We start from the raw sequence: 17074 nt of genomic DNA, 5'->3' as shown, positions 1-17074 counted from the left end.
CCCGGCCGGTTCCGACCGCTGATGTGCCTCCAGCATCGGGCCGGCCCGGCAGGCGCGGTATTGGCCTGATGGCCACTATGTGACAGGATCTGGCCATGGACGATGTGCGTGCGGAGAGCGGCGGACCGGGCCGGCACCGGATCGCGGTGCTCGCCCTGCCCGGGTTTCCGCCCTTCGAGCTCGGGATCCCCTCCCGGGTCTTCGGCAGCGCCGTGGACGAGGACGGCGGGGCCCTGTACGAGGTCGTCGTCTGCACCGCCGACGGCGGCCCGGTGATGAGCGACTCCGGGTTCACCATCCAGCCCGCCGCCGGACCCGAGGCCCTCGCCGCCGCCGACACCGTGATCATCCCGCCCACCCACGCCATGCCCGAGCTGGCCCGCGGGGGCCCGCTGCCGCCCGAGGTGACGGCGGCCATCGCCGGCATCCGGCCCGGCACCCGCCTGGTCTCGATCTGCACCGGCTCCTACGTGCTCGCCGCCGCCGGACTCCTCGACGACCGCCCCGCGACCACGCACTGGAACCTCGCCCCCGAGTTCCGCCGGGCCTACCCCCGGGTCCTCGTCGACGAGGACGTCCTCTTCGTCGACGACGGCGACATCCTGACCTCCGCCGGGGTCTCCGCCGGTGTCGACCTGTGCCTGCACCTGATCCGCCGCGACCACGGAGCCGCCGTCACCAACCGCGCCGCCCGCATGTGCGTCGTACCGCCCTGGCGCGACGGCGGGCAGGCCCAGTACATCGACCGGCCCGTCCCGGAGCCCACCGTCGCCACCACGACCGCGACGCGCGCCTGGGCCCTGGAACACCTCGCCGAACCGCTGACCCTCGCCGAGCTCGCCGCCCACGCCCGGATGAGCCTGCGCACCTTCACCCGGCGCTTCCGTGACGAGGTCGGCGTGACACCGGTCCAGTGGCTCACCGCCCAACGCCTGGAGATCGCGCGGAACCTGCTGGAGTCCAGCGACCTGCCGATCGACCTGGTCGCCCACCGCTCCGGCTTCGGATCCGCCAACTCCCTCCGGGCGCACATGCGTTCCGCCATCGGGATCTCGCCGATCGCCTATCGGCGAACCTTCAGTCGCCCCAACAGCGCTGTTCTATCGCATAGTTGAGTGTTCGTCACCCCTGAGTGATACTGCGGGATCCGCCGGGCCGGCTGCGCCCCGCGGAGTCACCGTTCACCGCTCACTCAGGGGGAATCGACGTGCGGACACATCGCAAACGGCGGACGGGAGCGGCCGCGACGGCCGTCCTCGCCGCCATCGCGCTCGCGGCGGGCCTGACCGTCCCCGCCTCGGCCGCACCCACACCCGGCCCGTCCGGTGCCGGGCAGCGCCACCAGCCCGCCCGGCAGGGCCCGACCCACCTCACCCTCATCACCGGCGACCGGGTCACCGTCGACGCCGAGGGCCGCCCCATCGGCTTCCGGCCCGCCCCGGGACGCGAGAAGACGCCCGTCTCGGTGGAGCGCAGCGGCGACCGGACCAGCCTCGTCCCGGCGGACGCCCGGCCCCTGATCGACGCCGGCCGTCTCGACCCGCGCCTCTTCGACATCACCGAGCTCAGCAGGCCCGAGTACCGGGAGACCCGCGGCGACCGGCTCAAGCTGATCGTCCGCTACGAGGCCGGCGCGGCCCCCGCGGCCAAGTCCGGGCTGCGCGCGGCCGGCGGGCTCCGGGTGGACCGTACGTACGACTTCCTCGGAGCCGAGGCCGTCAGCGCGAGCCCCGACGCGGCGGCGGCCGTCTGGACCGCCCTCACCGGCGACCGGGCCCGCGCCGCCGCCCCCGGCATCGCCACCGTCTGGCTGGACGGCGTACGCGTCGCGACCCTCGACAAGAGCACCCGGCAGATCGGCGCCGACCAGGCCTGGAACGCCGGCTACGACGGCACCGGCGTCAAGGTCGCCGTGCTCGACACCGGCGTCGACGCCACCCACCCCGACCTCGCCGGGCAGGTCGTCGCCGAACAGAACTTCTCCGCCGCCGCCGACGCGAAGGACCGGCACGGGCACGGCACCCACGTCGCCTCCATCGCCGCCGGAACGGGCGCCAAATCGAGCGGCGCGTTCAAGGGCGTCGCCCCCGGAGCCAAGGTGCTCAGCGGCAAGGTCCTCGACGACCGCGGCTCCGGCGACGACTCCGGCATCCTCGCCGGCATGGAATGGGCCGTCGCCCAGGGCGCGCACGTCGTCAACCTCAGCCTCGGCACCGTCGACACCCCCGGCATCGACCCGCTCGAAGCGGCCGTGAACGAGCTGAGCACCGAGCGCGGCGTGCTGTTCGCCATCGCGGCGGGCAACCGCGGCCGCGCCGGCCGCGGCAGCATCGGCTCCCCGGGCAGCGCGGACGCCGCGCTCACCGTCGGCGCGGTCGACGACAACGACGCCCTCGCCGAGTTCTCCAGCGTCGGCCCCCGGCTCGGCGACGGCGCGATCAAGCCGGACGTCACCGCCCCGGGCGTGGACATCACCGCAGCCGCCGCCGACGGCAGCGTCCTCGAAGGGGACAACGGCCAGAACCCGGCGGGCTACCTCACCATCTCCGGCACCTCGATGGCAGCCCCGCACGCCGCCGGCGCCGCCGCGCTGCTCAAGCAGCAGCACCCGCAGTGGACCGGCACCGAGCTCAAGGGCGTCCTCGCGGGGTCCGCGAAACCCCGCCGCTCGGGGGCGTACCAGCAGGGCAGCGGCAGGATCGCGGTCGACAACGCGCTGCGCCTGGAGCTCGTCGCCGAACCGATCTCGCTGGTCTTCGCCGGCCAGCAGTGGCCGCACCACGACGACACCCCGGAGAAGAAGCAGCTCGGCTACCGAAACCTGGGCACCGCCCCGGTCACCCTCGACCTGTCCGCCACCGTCACCGACCCCGACGACAAGCCCGCCCCGGCCGGCATCGTCACCTTCGACGCCCCCAGGGTGACCGTCCCGGCCGGCGGCAGTGCCTCCGTCGGCGTCGTCGTCGACACCCGGCTGGGCGGTTCGGTGGACGGCACCTACACGACGTACGTGGTGGCCACCGGCCCGGCCGGGCAGAGCGTCCGCACCGCCGTGGCCGTCGAGCGCGAGGCCGAGTCGTACGACCTGACGCTCAAGCACCTCGGGCGGGACGGACAGACCGCCACGACCTACGCCTCCGACCTCCGGGGCCTGACGGGCGGCGCCGCGGGCCGGCGCTTCTCGTGGAGCACGAGCTCCGGTTCGGACACCCTGCGGGTGCCGGCGGGAGGCTACCTGCTCAACGCGAACATCCTCGTCGACCCGAACGACTTCACCCGCGGGGCCGACTGGATCACCCAGCCCTCGCTGGAGATCGCCGGTGACACCACGGTGACCCTCGACGCGCGCACCACCGAGCCCGTGGACGTCTCCGTGCCGTCGCGGACCGCCGCCATGGAGTTCGCCATGCCCGTGTACAGCCTGACGACGGAGGACTCGGGGCACGCCTTCGGCTGGTGGCTCGGCTCCTACACCGGCCTGCGCACCCGGAACCAGGGTCCGGACGTGCCGCCGGGCACCACCCTGTTCCAGCAGTGGGACGCGCACTGGACGGACGGCGAGACGGAGGAGTACCACGCCACCCTCGGCGGCCCGGTCCCGCGCCTGGCCACCGGCTACCAGCGGCAGCTGAAGGCGGCCGAACTCGCCACGGTCGTCACGGAGCACGGCGCCTCCGAGCCCGGCAAGGTGGGCATGGTCCTGGCGTCGGGTTCGCTGCCGAACGCGAACGGCGGCAGCACGATGGCCCGCAGCAGGGCTCTGCCGGCCACGTCGACGCTCCACCTGTCGGCGGTGGACGGGGCGAAATGGGCGATCACCGCCGTACAGTCCGGCGAGCCGGACGAGAACGGTTTCTCGCTCGACGAGACCGAGTACGGCACCGGCGACCTGCGCGCCTTCCAAGGCGGCCGGACCTACCGGGAGCGCTTCAACGCCGGGGTCTTCGGCCCGCGCGTCGACGGCGCGGCGGGCCTGGGTCTCTACCGCCAGGGCGACGACCTGTGGGGGACGCTGCCGCTGCTCGCGGACGGCGCCGGGCACTACGGCACCGACCACCTCGCCAAGGGCCGGACGGTCCTCTACCGCAACGGCGTGCCGGTCGGCAGCCACGAGGCGGAACTCGGCCGCGCGCCGGCCTTCACCGTCCCGGCGGCCGGGGCCTCCTACAAGCTCGTCACCTCGGCCACCCGGCAGGACACGGTCTCCCGCCTCTCCTCCAGGGTGACCGCGACCTGGTGGTTCCGCTCGAAGACCACCCCCGCCGACACGGGCACCCCGACCCCGATCCCGGTCTCCGCGGTCTGCTTCACCCCCGAGCTGTCCCTGACCGGCACCTCGCCGGCGGGCCGCACGGTCCGGGTCCCGGTCACCGTCCAGGGCGCGGCCGCGAAGTCCCTCACGATCCAGGTCTCGTACGACGACGGCTACACCTGGCGCACCGAACCGGTCCGGTCCGGCGCGGTGACGGTCAAGAACCCGGAGAAGGGCGGCAGCGTCTCCCTGCGCGGCACGGCCGCCGACGGCTCGGGCAACAAGTCCGAGATCACGATCGTCCGGGCCTGGTTCGCGGACTGACACACTCCCGCTCCCGGAGCACCGCACGGCGCGGCCCCGCAGGCAACCCCCTGCGGGGCCGCGCCCCCGCGCGGCGGAATGCGAGCATGGGCGCATGGCAACTCACCTGATCACCGGTGCCGGATCCGGCATCGGCGCCGCCGTCGCGGCCCGACTGCACGCACGTGGCGACGACCTCGTACTCCTCGCCCGGGACGCCGCCCGGGGCAAGCAGCTCGTCGAGCGTTACCCCGGAGCGCGGGCGCTCGTGGGCGACCTCGCCGATCCGGACCGGCTCTCGTGGGCCTTCTCCAAGCAGCCGATCCCCGAGCGGATCGACTCGCTGCTCCACGTCGCCGGCATCGTGGACCTCGGGCCGGTCGGTGAGCTGCGGCCCAAGACCTGGCACCAGCAGCTCAACGTCAACCTGATCGCCCCCGCCGAGGTCACCCGGCTGCTGCTGCCCACCCTGCGCGCCTCCAAGGCCACCATCGTCTTCGTGAACTCCGGCGCCGGACTGCACGCGCACGCCGACTGGAGCGCGTACGCCGCCTCCAAGCACGGGCTGAAGGCCCTCGCCGACTCGCTGCGCGAGGAGGAGAAGCCCAACGGGATCCGCGTGACCTCCGTGTACCCGGGGCGGACCGCGAGCCCCATGCAGGCCAAGGTGCACTCCCAGGAGGGCAAGGAGTACGACCCCGCCGCCTGGATCGACCCCGAGTCCGTGGCGACCACCGTCGTCATGGCCGTGGACCTGCCGCGCGACGCCGAGGTCAACGACCTGAGCGTCAGGCCCGGACGATGAGCGCGAGCGCCACCGGCGTCGGTTCGCTGCCCGGCGGCGACGCCCGCGAGGCCGCCAAGACCGTCACCGGGTCCTTCGAGGAGTTCCCGTACCTCCCCGAACTGCCCGCCCGGGGACCCGGCGCCGACATGATCGGCCGTTCCCTCGGACTGCTCGTCGACATGTACGCACACGTCGAACCCAGCGGTTGGCGGATCAGCGACCGGCCGGGCCGGGACAGCAAGCGCGCCCGGTCCTGGCTCGGGGAGGACCTGGACGCCCTGGAGGAGTTCACCCAGGGGTACACCGGCAAGCTCAAGGTGCAGGCCGTCGGGCCGTGGACGCTGGCCGCCGCCCTGGAACTGCACGGCGGCGAGGCCATGCTCCAGGACGCCGGCGCCTGCCGCGACCTGGCCGGATCGCTGGCCGAGGGGCTGCGCGAGCACCTGGCCGACGTGCGCAAGCGGATCCCCGGCGCCGACGTCGTGCTCCAGTTCGACGAGCCCTCGCTGACGGCCGTACTGCTCGGGCGGGTGCGGTCGGCGAGCGGCTACCGGACGTACCGCGCCGTCGACCGGCAGGTCGTCGAGGGCACCCTGCGGGACCTGTTCGCCGTACACGACGGGGAGGTGATCGTGCACTCCTGCGCGCCCGAGGTGCCCTTCGGACTGCTGCGGCGAGCCGGCGCCACGGGCGTGTCGTTCGATTTCTCCCTGCTCACCGAGCGCGAGGATGACGCCATCGGGGAGGCCGTCGAAGGCGGTACGAAACTCTTCGCCGGAGTGGTGGCGGGCACCGACGGTCCGTTGTCGGACCCTGCCGGTAGCGTCATGGGTGTCAGGAAGCTCTGGCGCAGGCTGGGGCTGACCCCGGGGACTCTGGCGGAGTCCGTCGTGGTCACCCCGTCGTGCGGTCTGGCGGGCGCTTCGCCCGCCTACGCCCGCGCGGTGCAGGCGCATTGCGTCAGGGCGGCGAGGTCGCTCGCCGACAACCCTGAGTGACGGTCGAGACGGGGCACGGGAGGACACGGCATGGCAGCCGAACAGCAGGACACGGCAGTACCGGCGGCGGTGCGTGAGCAGCACCAGCTGCTCGCCGAGCAGGTCGAGGAGCACCGCTTCCGGTACTACGTGAACGACCAGCCGGTCGTCAGCGACGCCGAGTTCGACAAGCTGCTGCGCTCGCTGGAGGCACTGGAGGAGCAGTATCCGGAGCTCCGTACGCCCGACTCGCCCACCCAGAAGGTGGCCGGGGCGTACGAGACGGACTTCGCCTCCGTCGAGCACCGGGAGCGCATGCTCTCCCTCGACAACGCCTTCGACGACGAGGAACTGTCCGCCTGGGCCGAGCGGGTCGCCCGGGACGTGAACACCCCGGACTTCCACTACCTGTGCGAGCTGAAGGTGGACGGCCTCGCCGTCAACCTCACCTACGAGAACGGCCGCTTGACCCGCGCCGCCACCCGCGGCGACGGCCGCACCGGCGAGGACATCACGCCCAACGTCCGCACCATCGCCGAGATCCCCGACCGGCTGAAGGGCGACCGGATCCCGGCCCTGGTCGAGATCCGCGGCGAGGTCTACTTCCCGATGGAGAAGTTCGAGGAGCTCAACGCCCGGCTCGTCGAGACCGAGGGCAAGCCCTTCGCCAACCCGCGCAACGCCGCGGCCGGTTCGCTGCGCCAGAAGGACCCCAAGGTCACCGCGAGCCGCCCGCTGCACATGGTGGTCCACGGCATCGGCGCCCGCGAGGGCTTCGAGATCGACCGCCAGTCGCAGGCGTACGAACTGCTCCACGAGTGGGGCCTGCCCACGGCCCAGCACAACAAGGTGGTCTCCACGCTCGCCGAAGTCCGCGAGTTCATCGCGTACTTCGGCGAGAACCGGCACTCGGTGGAGCACGAGATCGACGGCGTGGTCGTCAAGCTCGACGAGATCGCCCTCCAGGGCCGGCTCGGCTCCACGGCGCGCGCCCCGCGCTGGGCGATCGCCTGGAAGTACGCCCCCGAAGAGGTCAACACCAAGCTGATCAACATCAGGGTCGGCGTCGGCCGCACCGGGCGCGTCACCCCGTACGCGCAGGTGGAGCCGGTGACGGTGGCCGGTTCGGAGGTCGAGTTCGCGACCCTGCACAACCAGGAGGTCGTCAAGGCCAAGGGCGTGCTCATCGGGGACACCGTCGTCCTGCGCAAGGCGGGCGACGTCATCCCGGAGATCCTCGGGCCCGTGGTGGACCTGAGGGACGGCAGCGAGCGGGAGTTCGTGATGCCGACGCACTGCCCCGAGTGCCGCACGGAGCTGCGGCCGATGAAGGAGGGGGACATCGACGTCCGGTGTCCCAACGGGCAGACCTGTCCGGCGCAGTTGCGTGAGCGGCTGTTCTACCTCGGTGGCCGGCAGAGCCTGGACATCGAGAACTTCGGCATGGTGGCGGCTGCCGCGCTGACCGGCCCGCTGGAGCCGGCCCAGCCGCCCATGCTGGACGAGGGCGACCTGTTCGGCCTCACGATCGAGGACATCCTGCCCATCAAGGCGTACGTCCTCGACCCGGACAGCGGGCTGCCCAAGCGGGATCCGAAGACCGGCGAGGAGAAGATCGTCACGGTTTTCGCCAACCAGAAGGGCGAGCCGAAGAAGAATGCCCTGGCGATGCTGGAGAACATCGCGGCCGCCAGGGAACGCCCGCTCGCCCGCATCATCAACGGCCTGTCGATCCGTCACGTCGGTCCGGTCGCGGCCGAGGCCCTCGCCCGCGAGTTCCGGTCGATCGAGCGCATCGAGCAGGCCACCGAGGAGGAGCTGACCGCCACCGACGGGGTCGGCGCGATCATCGCGGCCTCCCTCAAGGAATGGTTCGCCGTCGACTGGCACCAGGAAATCCTGCGCAAGTGGCGGGAGGCCGGGGTCCGGATGGAGGAGGAAGGTTCCGCCGAGGAGACCGGTCCGCGCCCGCTGGAGGGGCTGACGGTCGTCGTCACCGGTACTTTGCAGAGCCACACCCGGGACGGCGCCAAGGAGGCCCTGCAGAGCCGCGGCGCCAAGGTCACCGGGTCCGTCTCGAAGAAGACCTCCTTCGTCGTCGTCGGGGACAATCCCGGCTCCAAGTACGACAAGGCCGTGCAGTTGAAGCTCTCCATCCTCGACGACGCCGGTTTCGCGGTACTCCTGGAACAGGGTCCGGACGCGGCGCGCGAGGCCGCCCTTCCGGTGGACGGAGGGGTCGCGGCGGAGTAGTCCGGTCGTAGCCGCGGAGTAGCGAAGGCGAACGGATGCGTGGCGTACGGCCGTCCGGGCGGGCGCACGCCAGGCGCGACCGACGGTGGCAAACGGCTGGTACAAGGCTGGTCGCAGGGCGGTGACCTGTCGGATCATCGGATGGGTGACCAGGGGGGTCCTGGTCCAAACTCACCCGTTCGGCGGATACCGTACTGATGAGGATGGCTGGGTCGCATTCGGGCAACCACTGCCGACGGCTGCCCCTGGGAGCCTCCCGCGTCCTACTGTTGAGGGGTGCGCCTGTCGTGCACGGCAGCGGGATGCGATTCCGGCCGTGATGGCATGACATCGGGGCCATCGCGTGACATCGGCATCGCCGGCTGTGAGAGGGACGGGCATGAAACCCACCGAAAGCGCCGACCCGTCACCTGAATTCGGCGGGGACATCCCGTCCATGCGGGCGGGCCGGCTCGGTGTCCTGGGTGCCAGGACACCGGAGACCCGACCGCTCGACACGAGTGCGGGCGGAGGCGGGCGCGGCAACGTGCTGCCCTTCCTCGTCGTGGGACTCGCCGCCGTGGCCCTCGTGGCGGGCATCGCCTCCGCGCTGAGCAGCCGTCAGGCGCTGTTCCCCGGCGGCTCGGTCGGCTGGGCGCTGGCCCTGCTCACCGGCATCATCGTCGGCCACCTCGTCGCCCTCGGCCGCGACCGCTGGTGGGGCGGCACCGGTTCGGGCGCCGCGCTCACCCTCGGCGTCCTCATCCTCTACGGGTGGGTTCCGGCCGGACTGGTCTCCCTCGCCGTGGTCTCCCTCGTCGGAGCCGCCCGCCGGCACCGCTGGCGGCAGGGGCTGCTGCACGGCTCCGCCGACGTCCTCGGCATCGGCGCGGGAGCCCTCGTACTCTCCGCCTTCGGCGACCAGCCGTCCGTCGAGTCCCCCTGGAAGCCCACCAGCTGGGGGCTGGAGGCGGTTCCCGAGGTGATCCTCGTGGCCCTCGCCTACCTGCTCGTCACCCGCGTCCTGCTGTGGATCGCACTCGCCCCGCGCGGCGGCGGCCTGCCCACGGTCGCCCGGACCGCCCTGCTGCGACAGGCCCTGGTCGCCGTGGCGCTGCTCGGCATCGCGCCCCTGATCTGCGCCGTCGCCGTCACGCAGCCGGTACTGCTGCCGCTGTTCGCCGTACCGCTCATCGCGCTGGACTCCACCCTGTGGATCGCCCGGGCGCGCGCCGAGGAACAGCTGCGGGACCCGCTGACCGGGCTGCCGAACCGGCAGTGGCTGCTGGAGCGGGCCTGGAGCGCCCTCGACGAGGCTGAACGTTTGGGCACCCGGGCAGCTCTTGTGCTGATCGACCTGGACCGCTTCCGCGCGGTCAACGACACCCTGGGCCACCTCGCCGGAGACCGGCTGCTCCTGCAGATCGCCGACCGGCTGCGCCAGGCCCTGCCCGAGGACGCCGAGGCGGCCCGGCTCGGCGGCGACGAGTTCGCCGTCCTGCTGCCCGTCGCCGACTCCACCACCAGCGCCCAGCGGATCGCCCGCCACCTGGTGGCCGAGCTCAGCTCCCCCCTCGACCTGGACGGCCTCACGCTCGTCCTGGAGGCCAGCGCCGGCCTCGCCGTCTTCCCCGACCACGCGCTGGACGCGGAGGGGCTGCTGCGGCGGGCGGACGTGGCGATGTACCAGGCGAAGCGCGACCGGACCGGCGTCGAGGTGTACGAGTCCAAGCGGGACAGCAACACGCCCGACCGCCTGGGCCTCCTCGGCGACCTGCGCCGGGCCCTCGACGCGGGCGAGGTGGAACTCCACTACCAGCCGAAGGTCCGCTTCGACGGCCAGGTGGCCGGGCTCGAAGCCCTGGTGCGGTGGGTCCACCCCGAGCGCGGGCGGGTCCCCCCGGACGAGTTCATCGCCATCGCCGAGACCTCCGGACTGATGCCGCACCTGACCGAGTACGTCCTGGAGACGGCCCTCGCGCAGGTCGCGCGGTGGCGAGCGCAGGGCCTGAAGGTCCCGGTCGCCGTCAACGTGTCGCCGCGCGACGTCCACACCCCCGGCTTCGCGGGCGCGGTGGCCGCCCGGCTGGCCCGGCACGGGGTCCCGGCGAGCGGGCTCCAGCTGGAAATAACGGAACACGTCCTGCTGGAGGACCCCCAGCGGGCCGCCGACACCATGGCGGGCCTGACCGGCCACGGCGTGAAGATGTCCCTGGACGACTTCGGCACCGGCTACTCCTCCCTGGTCCACCTGCGGCGGCTGCCGGTCAGCGAGCTGAAGATCGACCGGTCCTTCGTGGGGCGGCTGGCGGTGGACGCGCAGGACGCGGAGATCGTCCGCTGCACGGTGGACCTGGCCCATTCGCTGGGCCTGCTGGTCGTGGCGGAGGGAGTGGAGGACGACGAGACGTGGGAACGCCTCCGGGACCTGGGCTGCGACGCGGTGCAGGGGTGGCTGGTCGCCGCCGCGATGCCTCCGCAGGAGGCCACGGCCTGGCTGCTGGCCCGCGGCGAACGCGGCTGGCGCCGCCCGGCCGACATCACCGCGGAGCTCGCCGCCGCCGAGGCCGACGCCGGCTGACCCCGTCGGGGTGCGCGGGGGCGGCGCCGCTGCCGGGGCGCCGCCCCAGACCCCGCTCCTCAAACGCCGGAGGGGCTGGATTTCGCCGGCCGGGCTGCCCGGTGCGGTGCCACCGGATCGCCGCTGCGCGGCAATCCAGCCGCACTTGACGGACGGCAGCAGCCAATTCCAGCCCCGCCGGCGTTTGAGGCGCGGGCCCGGGCGGCGCCCGGAAAGCCCCGCGCAGCGGCCCCGCACCCGCCCCCGTACGGGCGTCCGCGCAGCGGGAACGCCAAACCGTTTCGTGGTGAGCGGGCCCAGCCCCATAGGATTGGGCCCGAAACCTACACACTCACCACCCCCAGAGGATCGCTGCATGCCTGGCATCACGCGCGAGGAGGTCGCCCACCTCGCTCGGCTGGCACGTCTGGAACTCAAGGCCGAAGAGCTGGACCACTTCGCCGGACAGCTCGACGACATCATCGGCGCGGTCGCCCGCGTTTCCGAGGTCGCCGACCAAGACGTACCGCCGACCTCCCACCCGCTGCCCCTGACGAACGTCATGCGCGCGGACGAGGTCCGTCCTTCGCTCACCCCCGAGCAGGCGCTCTCCGGTGCTCCCGCCCAGGAGCAGCAGCGTTTCAAGGTGCCGCAGATCCTGGGGGAGGACTAATCACCATGACCGACACCCACATCATCAAGCTCACGGCCGCCCAGACCGCCGAGAAGATCGCCTCCGGCGAGCTCACGGCCGTCGAGGTCACCGAGGCCCACCTGGCCCGCATCGACGCGACCGACGAGAAGGTCCACGCCTTCCTGCACGTCGACCGCGAGGGTGCCCTCACCCAGGCGGCGGCCGTCGACGCCAAGCGCGAGCGCGGCGAGAAGCTCGGCCCGCTGGCCGGCGTACCGCTCGCCCTCAAGGACATCTTCACCACCGTCGGGGTCCCGACCACCGTCGGTTCGAAGATCCTCGAAGGCTGGATCCCGCCCTACGACGCCACCCTGACGCGCAAGCTGAAGGAAGCCGACGTCGTCATCCTCGGCAAGACCAACATGGACGAGTTCGCCATGGGGTCGTCGACGGAGAACAGCGCGTACGGCCCGACCGGCAACCCGTGGGACCTCACCCGGATCCCCGGCGGCTCCGGCGGCGGCTCCGCGGCCGCGCTGGCCGCCTTCCAGGCCCCGCTCGCCATCGGCACGGACACCGGCGGCTCCATCCGCCAGCCCGCCGCCGTCACCGGCACCGTCGGCGTCAAGCCCACATACGGCGGCGTCTCCCGCTACGGCATGGTCGCGTTCTCGTCCTCCCTCGACCAGGGCGGGCCCTGCGCCCGTACGGTCCTGGACGCCGCGCTGCTCCACGAGGTCATCGCCGGCCACGACCCGATGGACTCGACCTCCATCGACGCCCCGGTCCCGCCGGTCGTCGAGGCGGCCCGCAACGGCTCCGTCGCCGGCATGCGCGTCGGCGTGGTCAAGCAGTTCGCCGGCGAGGGCTACCAGGCCGGTGTCGTCCAGCGCTTCAACGAGTCGGTGGAGCTCCTCAAGGAGCTCGGCGCCGAGATCGTCGAGCTGGACTGCCCGTCCTTCGACCTCGCGATGGCCGCGTACTACCTGATCGCGCCGTCCGAGTGCTCCTCCAACCTGGCCCGCTTCGACGCCATGCGCTACGGCCTGCGCGTCGGCGACGACGGCACCAAGTCCGCCGAGGACGTCACCGCCCTGACCCGCGAAGCCGGCTTCGGCGACGAGGTCAAGCGCCGCATCATCCTCGGCACGTACGCGCTCAGCTCCGGCTACTACGACGCGTACTACGGCTCCGCCCAGAAGGTCCGCACCCTCATCTCGCAGGACTTCGAGAAGTCCTTCGAGCGCGTCGACGTCATCGTCTCCCCGACGACGCCGACCACCGCGTTCCCCATCGGCGAGCGCTCCGACGATCCGCTCGCCATGTACCTCGCGGACCTGTGCACCATCCCGACCAACCTGGCCGGCAACTCCGCCATGTCGCTGCCCTGCGGCCTGGCACCGGAGGACGGTCTCCCGGTCGGGCTGCAGATCATCGCCCCGGCGATGAAGGACGACCGGCTGTACAAGGTCGGTGCCGCCGTAGAGGCCGCCTTCATCGAGCGCTGGGGTCACCCGCTGCTTGAGGAGGCACCGTCGCTGTGAGCACCACTGCACTGTCCAAGGCCAAGGGCTTCAAGAAGTCCAAGTCCGGCACCTACCTGTCGATCGGCACCACCGCCTTCGGCGCGATCAGTGTGGTCAAGCAGGTCAAGAAGGCCCGCGTCGAGCACGACACGCTGAAGCTGGTCGACGCCGTCGTGTCCGCCGCCGCCATCGTCACCGGCCTCGCGATCCTGTACCGCGAGCTGAAGCGTCTGGGCGACGACGACGTCCTGCTGGGCTGAGAGGGAAAGTTTCACCGTGACCACCTTCACCGAACTGCTGTCGTACGACGCGGCCCTCGCGGCGTACGACCCCGTCATGGGCCTCGAGGTCCATGTCGAGCTCGGCACCAGGACCAAGATGTTCTGCGGCTGCTCGACCGAGCTGGGCGCCGAGCCCAACTCGCAGACCTGCCCGGTCTGCCTGGGCCTGCCCGGCGCGCTCCCGGTCGTCAACGCGATCGGCATCGAGTCCGCCATCAAGATCGGTCTCGCGCTGAACTGCGAGATCGCCGAGTGGTGCCGCTTCGCCCGGAAGAACTACTTCTATCCGGACATGCCGAAGAACTTCCAGACCTCCCAGTACGACGAGCCGATCGCCTTCAACGGCTTCCTGGACGTCCAGCTGGAGGACGGCGAGATCTTCCGCGTGGAGATCGAGCGCGCCCACATGGAAGAGGACACCGGCAAGTCGCTGCACGTCGGCGGCGCCACCGGCCGTATCCACGGCGCGTCCCACTCCCTGCTGGACTACAACCGCGCCGGCATCCCGCTCATCGAGATCGTCACCAAGCCGATCGAGGGCGCCGGCGAGCGGGCCCCCGAGGTCGCGAAGGCGTACGTGGCCGAGCTGCGCGAGGTCATCAAGGCGCTGGGCGTCTCCGAGGCCCGCATGGACAAGGGCCAGATGCGCTGCGACGTGAACCTGTCGCTGCGGCCCCACGGCCGCGAGGCGTTCGGCACGCGCTCGGAGACGAAGAACGTCAACTCGCTGCGCTCCGTCGAGCGCGCGGCGCGCTTCGAGATCCAGCGCCACGCGGCGGTCCTGGAGGCCGGCGGCACGATCGTGCAGGAGACCCGGCACTTCCACGAGGAGGACGGCTCCACCACGGCCGGCCGCATCAAGGACAACGCCGAGGACTACCGCTACTTCCCGGAGCCCGACCTGGTCCCCGTGGCCCCGGCCCGCGCCTGGGTCGAGGAACTGCGCGGCGGCCTGCCCGAGATGCCGCGCGTGCGCCGCAACCGACTCCGCGAGGAGTGGGATGTGAACGAGCACGACATGCAGTCGATCCTCAACGCGGGCGCGGTGGACTCCATCGTCGCCACGATCGAGGCGGGTGCCGACTCGACCGCCGCGCGCAAGTGGTGGATGGGCGAGCTGGCCCGCAACGCCAACGAGCAGGGCGTCGTCGTCGACGAGCTGCCCATCACCCCCGTCCAGGTCGCGCGCGTCGCGGCCCTGGTGGCGGCCGGTGAGCTCAACGACAAGCTGGCCCGCCAGGTCCTCGAAGGCGTCCTCGCCGGCGAGGGCGGCCCGGACGAGGTCGTCGAGAAGCGCGGCCTGAAGGTCGTCTCGGACGAGGGCGCGCTCGGCGCGGCCGTGGACGAGGCCATCGCGGGCAACGCGGCCATCGCGGACAAGATCCGCGGCGGCAAGGTCGCCGCCGTCGGCGCCCTGGTCGGTGCGGTCATGAAGACCACCCGCGGCCAGGCCGACGCGGCGCGCGTCAAGGAGCTCATCCTGGAGCGCCTGGGCGTGACGGAGGGCTGAGCCCGTTCGTACGTCGTACAGGGCGCCCCGCACCGGTTCTCGTACCGGAGCGGGGCGCCCTGTCGTGTCAGCGCCCGAGCGCCAGGGCTCGAGCGTCAGCGCTTGAGCGTGGGCGCGGCCAGGACGACGTAACCGTCCTTGGTGCCGCAGGTGTCCTCCACCCGAATGCGCAGCCGTAGCGCGTCCTTGATCTGCACCGTCCTGGTGACCGGCTTGCCGAGCTGGATCTCCTCGTTGAAGAGCGCCGGCTTGTCGTCGATGGCGATGGAGATCCGCCCCGACTCGACCGGCGAGGTGTCGTCGATCCCGGCCGTGAACTCCAGGGTGGACCAGGCCCGGTTGAGGTTGAACTCGGCGTACGAGGTCTGGGAGCAGTCCGCGACGAACGCGGCGCCGTAGGACTTCGTGTTCAGCGTGACGGCGTTGACCCGGAAGCCGTTCAGCCCGTCGATGGGGGCGAGGTTGGTCAGGTCCACGACGTCGCTCTCCGGCGCGGTGCCGGGCTCCGTCGCCCGCTGGCTGTCCGACGGCGAGCCGGTCGGGTCAGGGCCGGCGCTCTTGCTCGGCTGGCTCGACGGCAGGCCGGGCGTCGTGGTCGGTGTCGCGGAGGCGCTGCTGCCCGCAGCCGGTTTCGCGCCGTCCGCCTCCGTGCCCTTGTCCTTGTCCCCCAGCAGCCGTACGCCGACCACGGCGAGCGCGGCCAGTACGAGGACCGCGGCTGCCGAGCCGACGAGCAGGCCGGTGCGCCGCTTCTTCGGCGGCGCGGGCGCGGGCGCGGCCGGCGCCGGATTCAGGTTGTACGTCGGCCCGTACCCGGCGGGTACCGACGCGGGCTCCGGGGCCGGGGTCGGGCCCGGGGCCGGGGCGGCGGCTGGGGCGGGGACCTGGGTCGGCTGTGCGGTCGGGGTGTACGCGGGCGGAGCCGTCGCGGCGGCCGGCGGCGGGGTCGCGGGCTGCGGCGGGACCACCGGCGCGGCCACCGGCGGGGGCGGGAGCGTCGGCTTCGCCGGGGGCGCGTCCTGGACGGCCCGCTGCGAGGTGGAGGTGGTCGTGGACACCACCGCGTGCCGGATGTCCTTCATCCAGCCCGCCAGGTTCACCGGCCGCTGCGCGGGATCCGCCGAGTAGATCGAGGCGATCCGCGCCCGCTGCTCCGCGTCCAGCACCGCGAACTGCGGGAGGTCGGCCAGCGCGTGGGCGAGCTGCTCCGGGGTGGCGGGCGGGGACTGCCCGCTGAGCAGGAAGTAGGCGATGGCCCCGAAGGCGTACCGGTCCGTGCCCGGGGTCCGCTTGCCGTCGAAGACCTCGGGGGCCGCGTAGCCCGGGGTGAACCACACCTCCGCCGTCTGGTGGTCGGCCGTCAGCTTGCTGAGGCCGAAGTCCACCAGAGTCGCCTGCCCGTGGGCGTCGACCATCACGTTGCCGGGGGAGAGGTCACCGTGGATGACCTGGCGCCCGGACGGCGTGGCCTTCCCCGAGTGCAGCCAGTCCAGTACGTCGGCCAGCTGCTCCAGCGTGCGCATCACCTCGCGCCGCTCGGCGGCCGTGGCGAGGGTCCGCTCGGCCCGCCAGTCCCGCAGGTCGAGCCCGTCGACGTGGTTCATGACGAGGACGAGCGCCCGCCCGGTGAGGGTCGAGGACTCCCCGGGCCGGTGGATCGGCGGACCTTCGAAGTGCTCCCGTACGCCCACCACACCCGGCCGGTGCACGAACCGCAGCAGCTCCGCCTGCTCGTTCCACTTCTGGCTGATCCGGTCGAAGACGTCGGGCGTGATGGTCGTCTTGGAGTCGAGCACCTTGACGACCACGGGCTCGGACCCCCCGGCCAGCTCTATCTCCGCGAGATAGAGCACGGCCTCCCCGCCCCGCCCGATCGACCGGAGCAACCGGTACCGGTCGGCTGCCGCATCAGGCCCGATGTGAAGGTTCTGACTGGTCAATGTCCCCCGCCTCAACGTGCTTTGAGAGAGCATCAGCTTCCCGGGAGGAGGCGCGCGGGGTCAATGGGAATC

11 protein-coding genes are annotated in these 17074 nt (G+C 72.3%); 10 read left to right on the top strand and 1 reads right to left on the bottom strand.

From position 1 onward, the window contains the following. Nucleotides 1-95 precede the first annotated feature (95 nt). The 10 genes from OG625_RS11520 (at nt 96) to gatB (ending at nt 15062) form a co-directional block, all read left to right on the top strand. On the top strand, nt 96-1115 hold the full coding sequence (locus OG625_RS11520; protein WP_329378984.1) for a GlxA family transcriptional regulator: 1020 nt from the start codon (nt 96-98) through the stop codon (nt 1113-1115). Between the two features lie 92 nt (nt 1116-1207). Then, the gene (locus tag OG625_RS11515; protein WP_329378982.1) at nt 1208-4576 is read left to right on the top strand and encodes a S8 family peptidase; all 3369 of its coding nucleotides are present in this window, start codon (nt 1208-1210) and stop codon (nt 4574-4576) included. 94 nt (nt 4577-4670) lie between these two features. Further along, nucleotides 4671-5360 (top strand): SDR family oxidoreductase, encoded by a 690-nt coding sequence (locus tag OG625_RS11510; protein ID WP_329378980.1) that lies wholly within the window; start codon nt 4671-4673, stop codon nt 5358-5360. Further along, entirely contained in the window at nt 5357-6340 is a 984-nt protein-coding gene (locus OG625_RS11505) for a methionine synthase (protein ID WP_329378978.1), read from the top strand. The genes OG625_RS11510 and OG625_RS11505 overlap by 4 nt, the downstream gene beginning before the upstream one ends. Nucleotides 6341-6370: 30 nt before the next feature. Continuing rightward, a complete protein-coding gene (gene ligA, locus OG625_RS11500) occupies nt 6371-8572 on the top strand; it encodes an NAD-dependent DNA ligase LigA (RefSeq protein ID WP_329378976.1) in 2202 nt (733 codons plus the stop codon). Nucleotides 8573-8951: 379 nt separating this feature from the next. Beyond that, on the top strand, nt 8952-11132 hold the full coding sequence (locus tag OG625_RS11495) for a putative bifunctional diguanylate cyclase/phosphodiesterase (protein WP_443067698.1): 2181 nt from the start codon (nt 8952-8954) through the stop codon (nt 11130-11132). 355 nt (nt 11133-11487) lie between these two features. Next, the gene (gene gatC, locus OG625_RS11490) at nt 11488-11784 is read left to right on the top strand and encodes an Asp-tRNA(Asn)/Glu-tRNA(Gln) amidotransferase subunit GatC (RefSeq protein ID WP_010984178.1); all 297 of its coding nucleotides are present in this window, start codon (nt 11488-11490) and stop codon (nt 11782-11784) included. A gap of 5 nt (nt 11785-11789) precedes the next feature. Next, nucleotides 11790-13289 (top strand): Asp-tRNA(Asn)/Glu-tRNA(Gln) amidotransferase subunit GatA, encoded by a 1500-nt coding sequence (gatA, locus tag OG625_RS11485; RefSeq protein WP_443067697.1) that lies wholly within the window; start codon nt 11790-11792, stop codon nt 13287-13289. Continuing rightward, nucleotides 13286-13531 (top strand): hypothetical protein, encoded by a 246-nt coding sequence (locus OG625_RS11480; RefSeq protein WP_329378974.1) that lies wholly within the window; start codon nt 13286-13288, stop codon nt 13529-13531. Before gatA ends, OG625_RS11480 begins: the two co-directional genes overlap by 4 nt. A 16-nt stretch (nt 13532-13547) precedes the next feature. Further along, a complete protein-coding gene (gene gatB / locus OG625_RS11475; RefSeq protein WP_329378973.1) occupies nt 13548-15062 on the top strand; it encodes an Asp-tRNA(Asn)/Glu-tRNA(Gln) amidotransferase subunit GatB in 1515 nt (504 codons plus the stop codon). Nucleotides 15063-15157: 95 nt separating this feature from the next. Here the strand turns inward: gatB and OG625_RS11470 are convergent, their stop codons facing one another. Next, nucleotides 15158-17035: a serine/threonine protein kinase gene (locus OG625_RS11470; RefSeq protein WP_329378971.1), complete on the bottom strand. Its 1878-nt coding sequence runs from the start codon at nt 17033-17035 to the stop codon at nt 15158-15160. Nucleotides 17036-17074 lie beyond the last annotated feature (39 nt).

This window comes from Streptomyces sp. NBC_01351 (assembly GCF_036237315.1).
In the GTDB taxonomy this organism is placed as follows: domain Bacteria; phylum Actinomycetota; class Actinomycetes; order Streptomycetales; family Streptomycetaceae; genus Streptomyces.
This window is presented reverse-complemented; position numbering and strand designations above follow the sequence as displayed.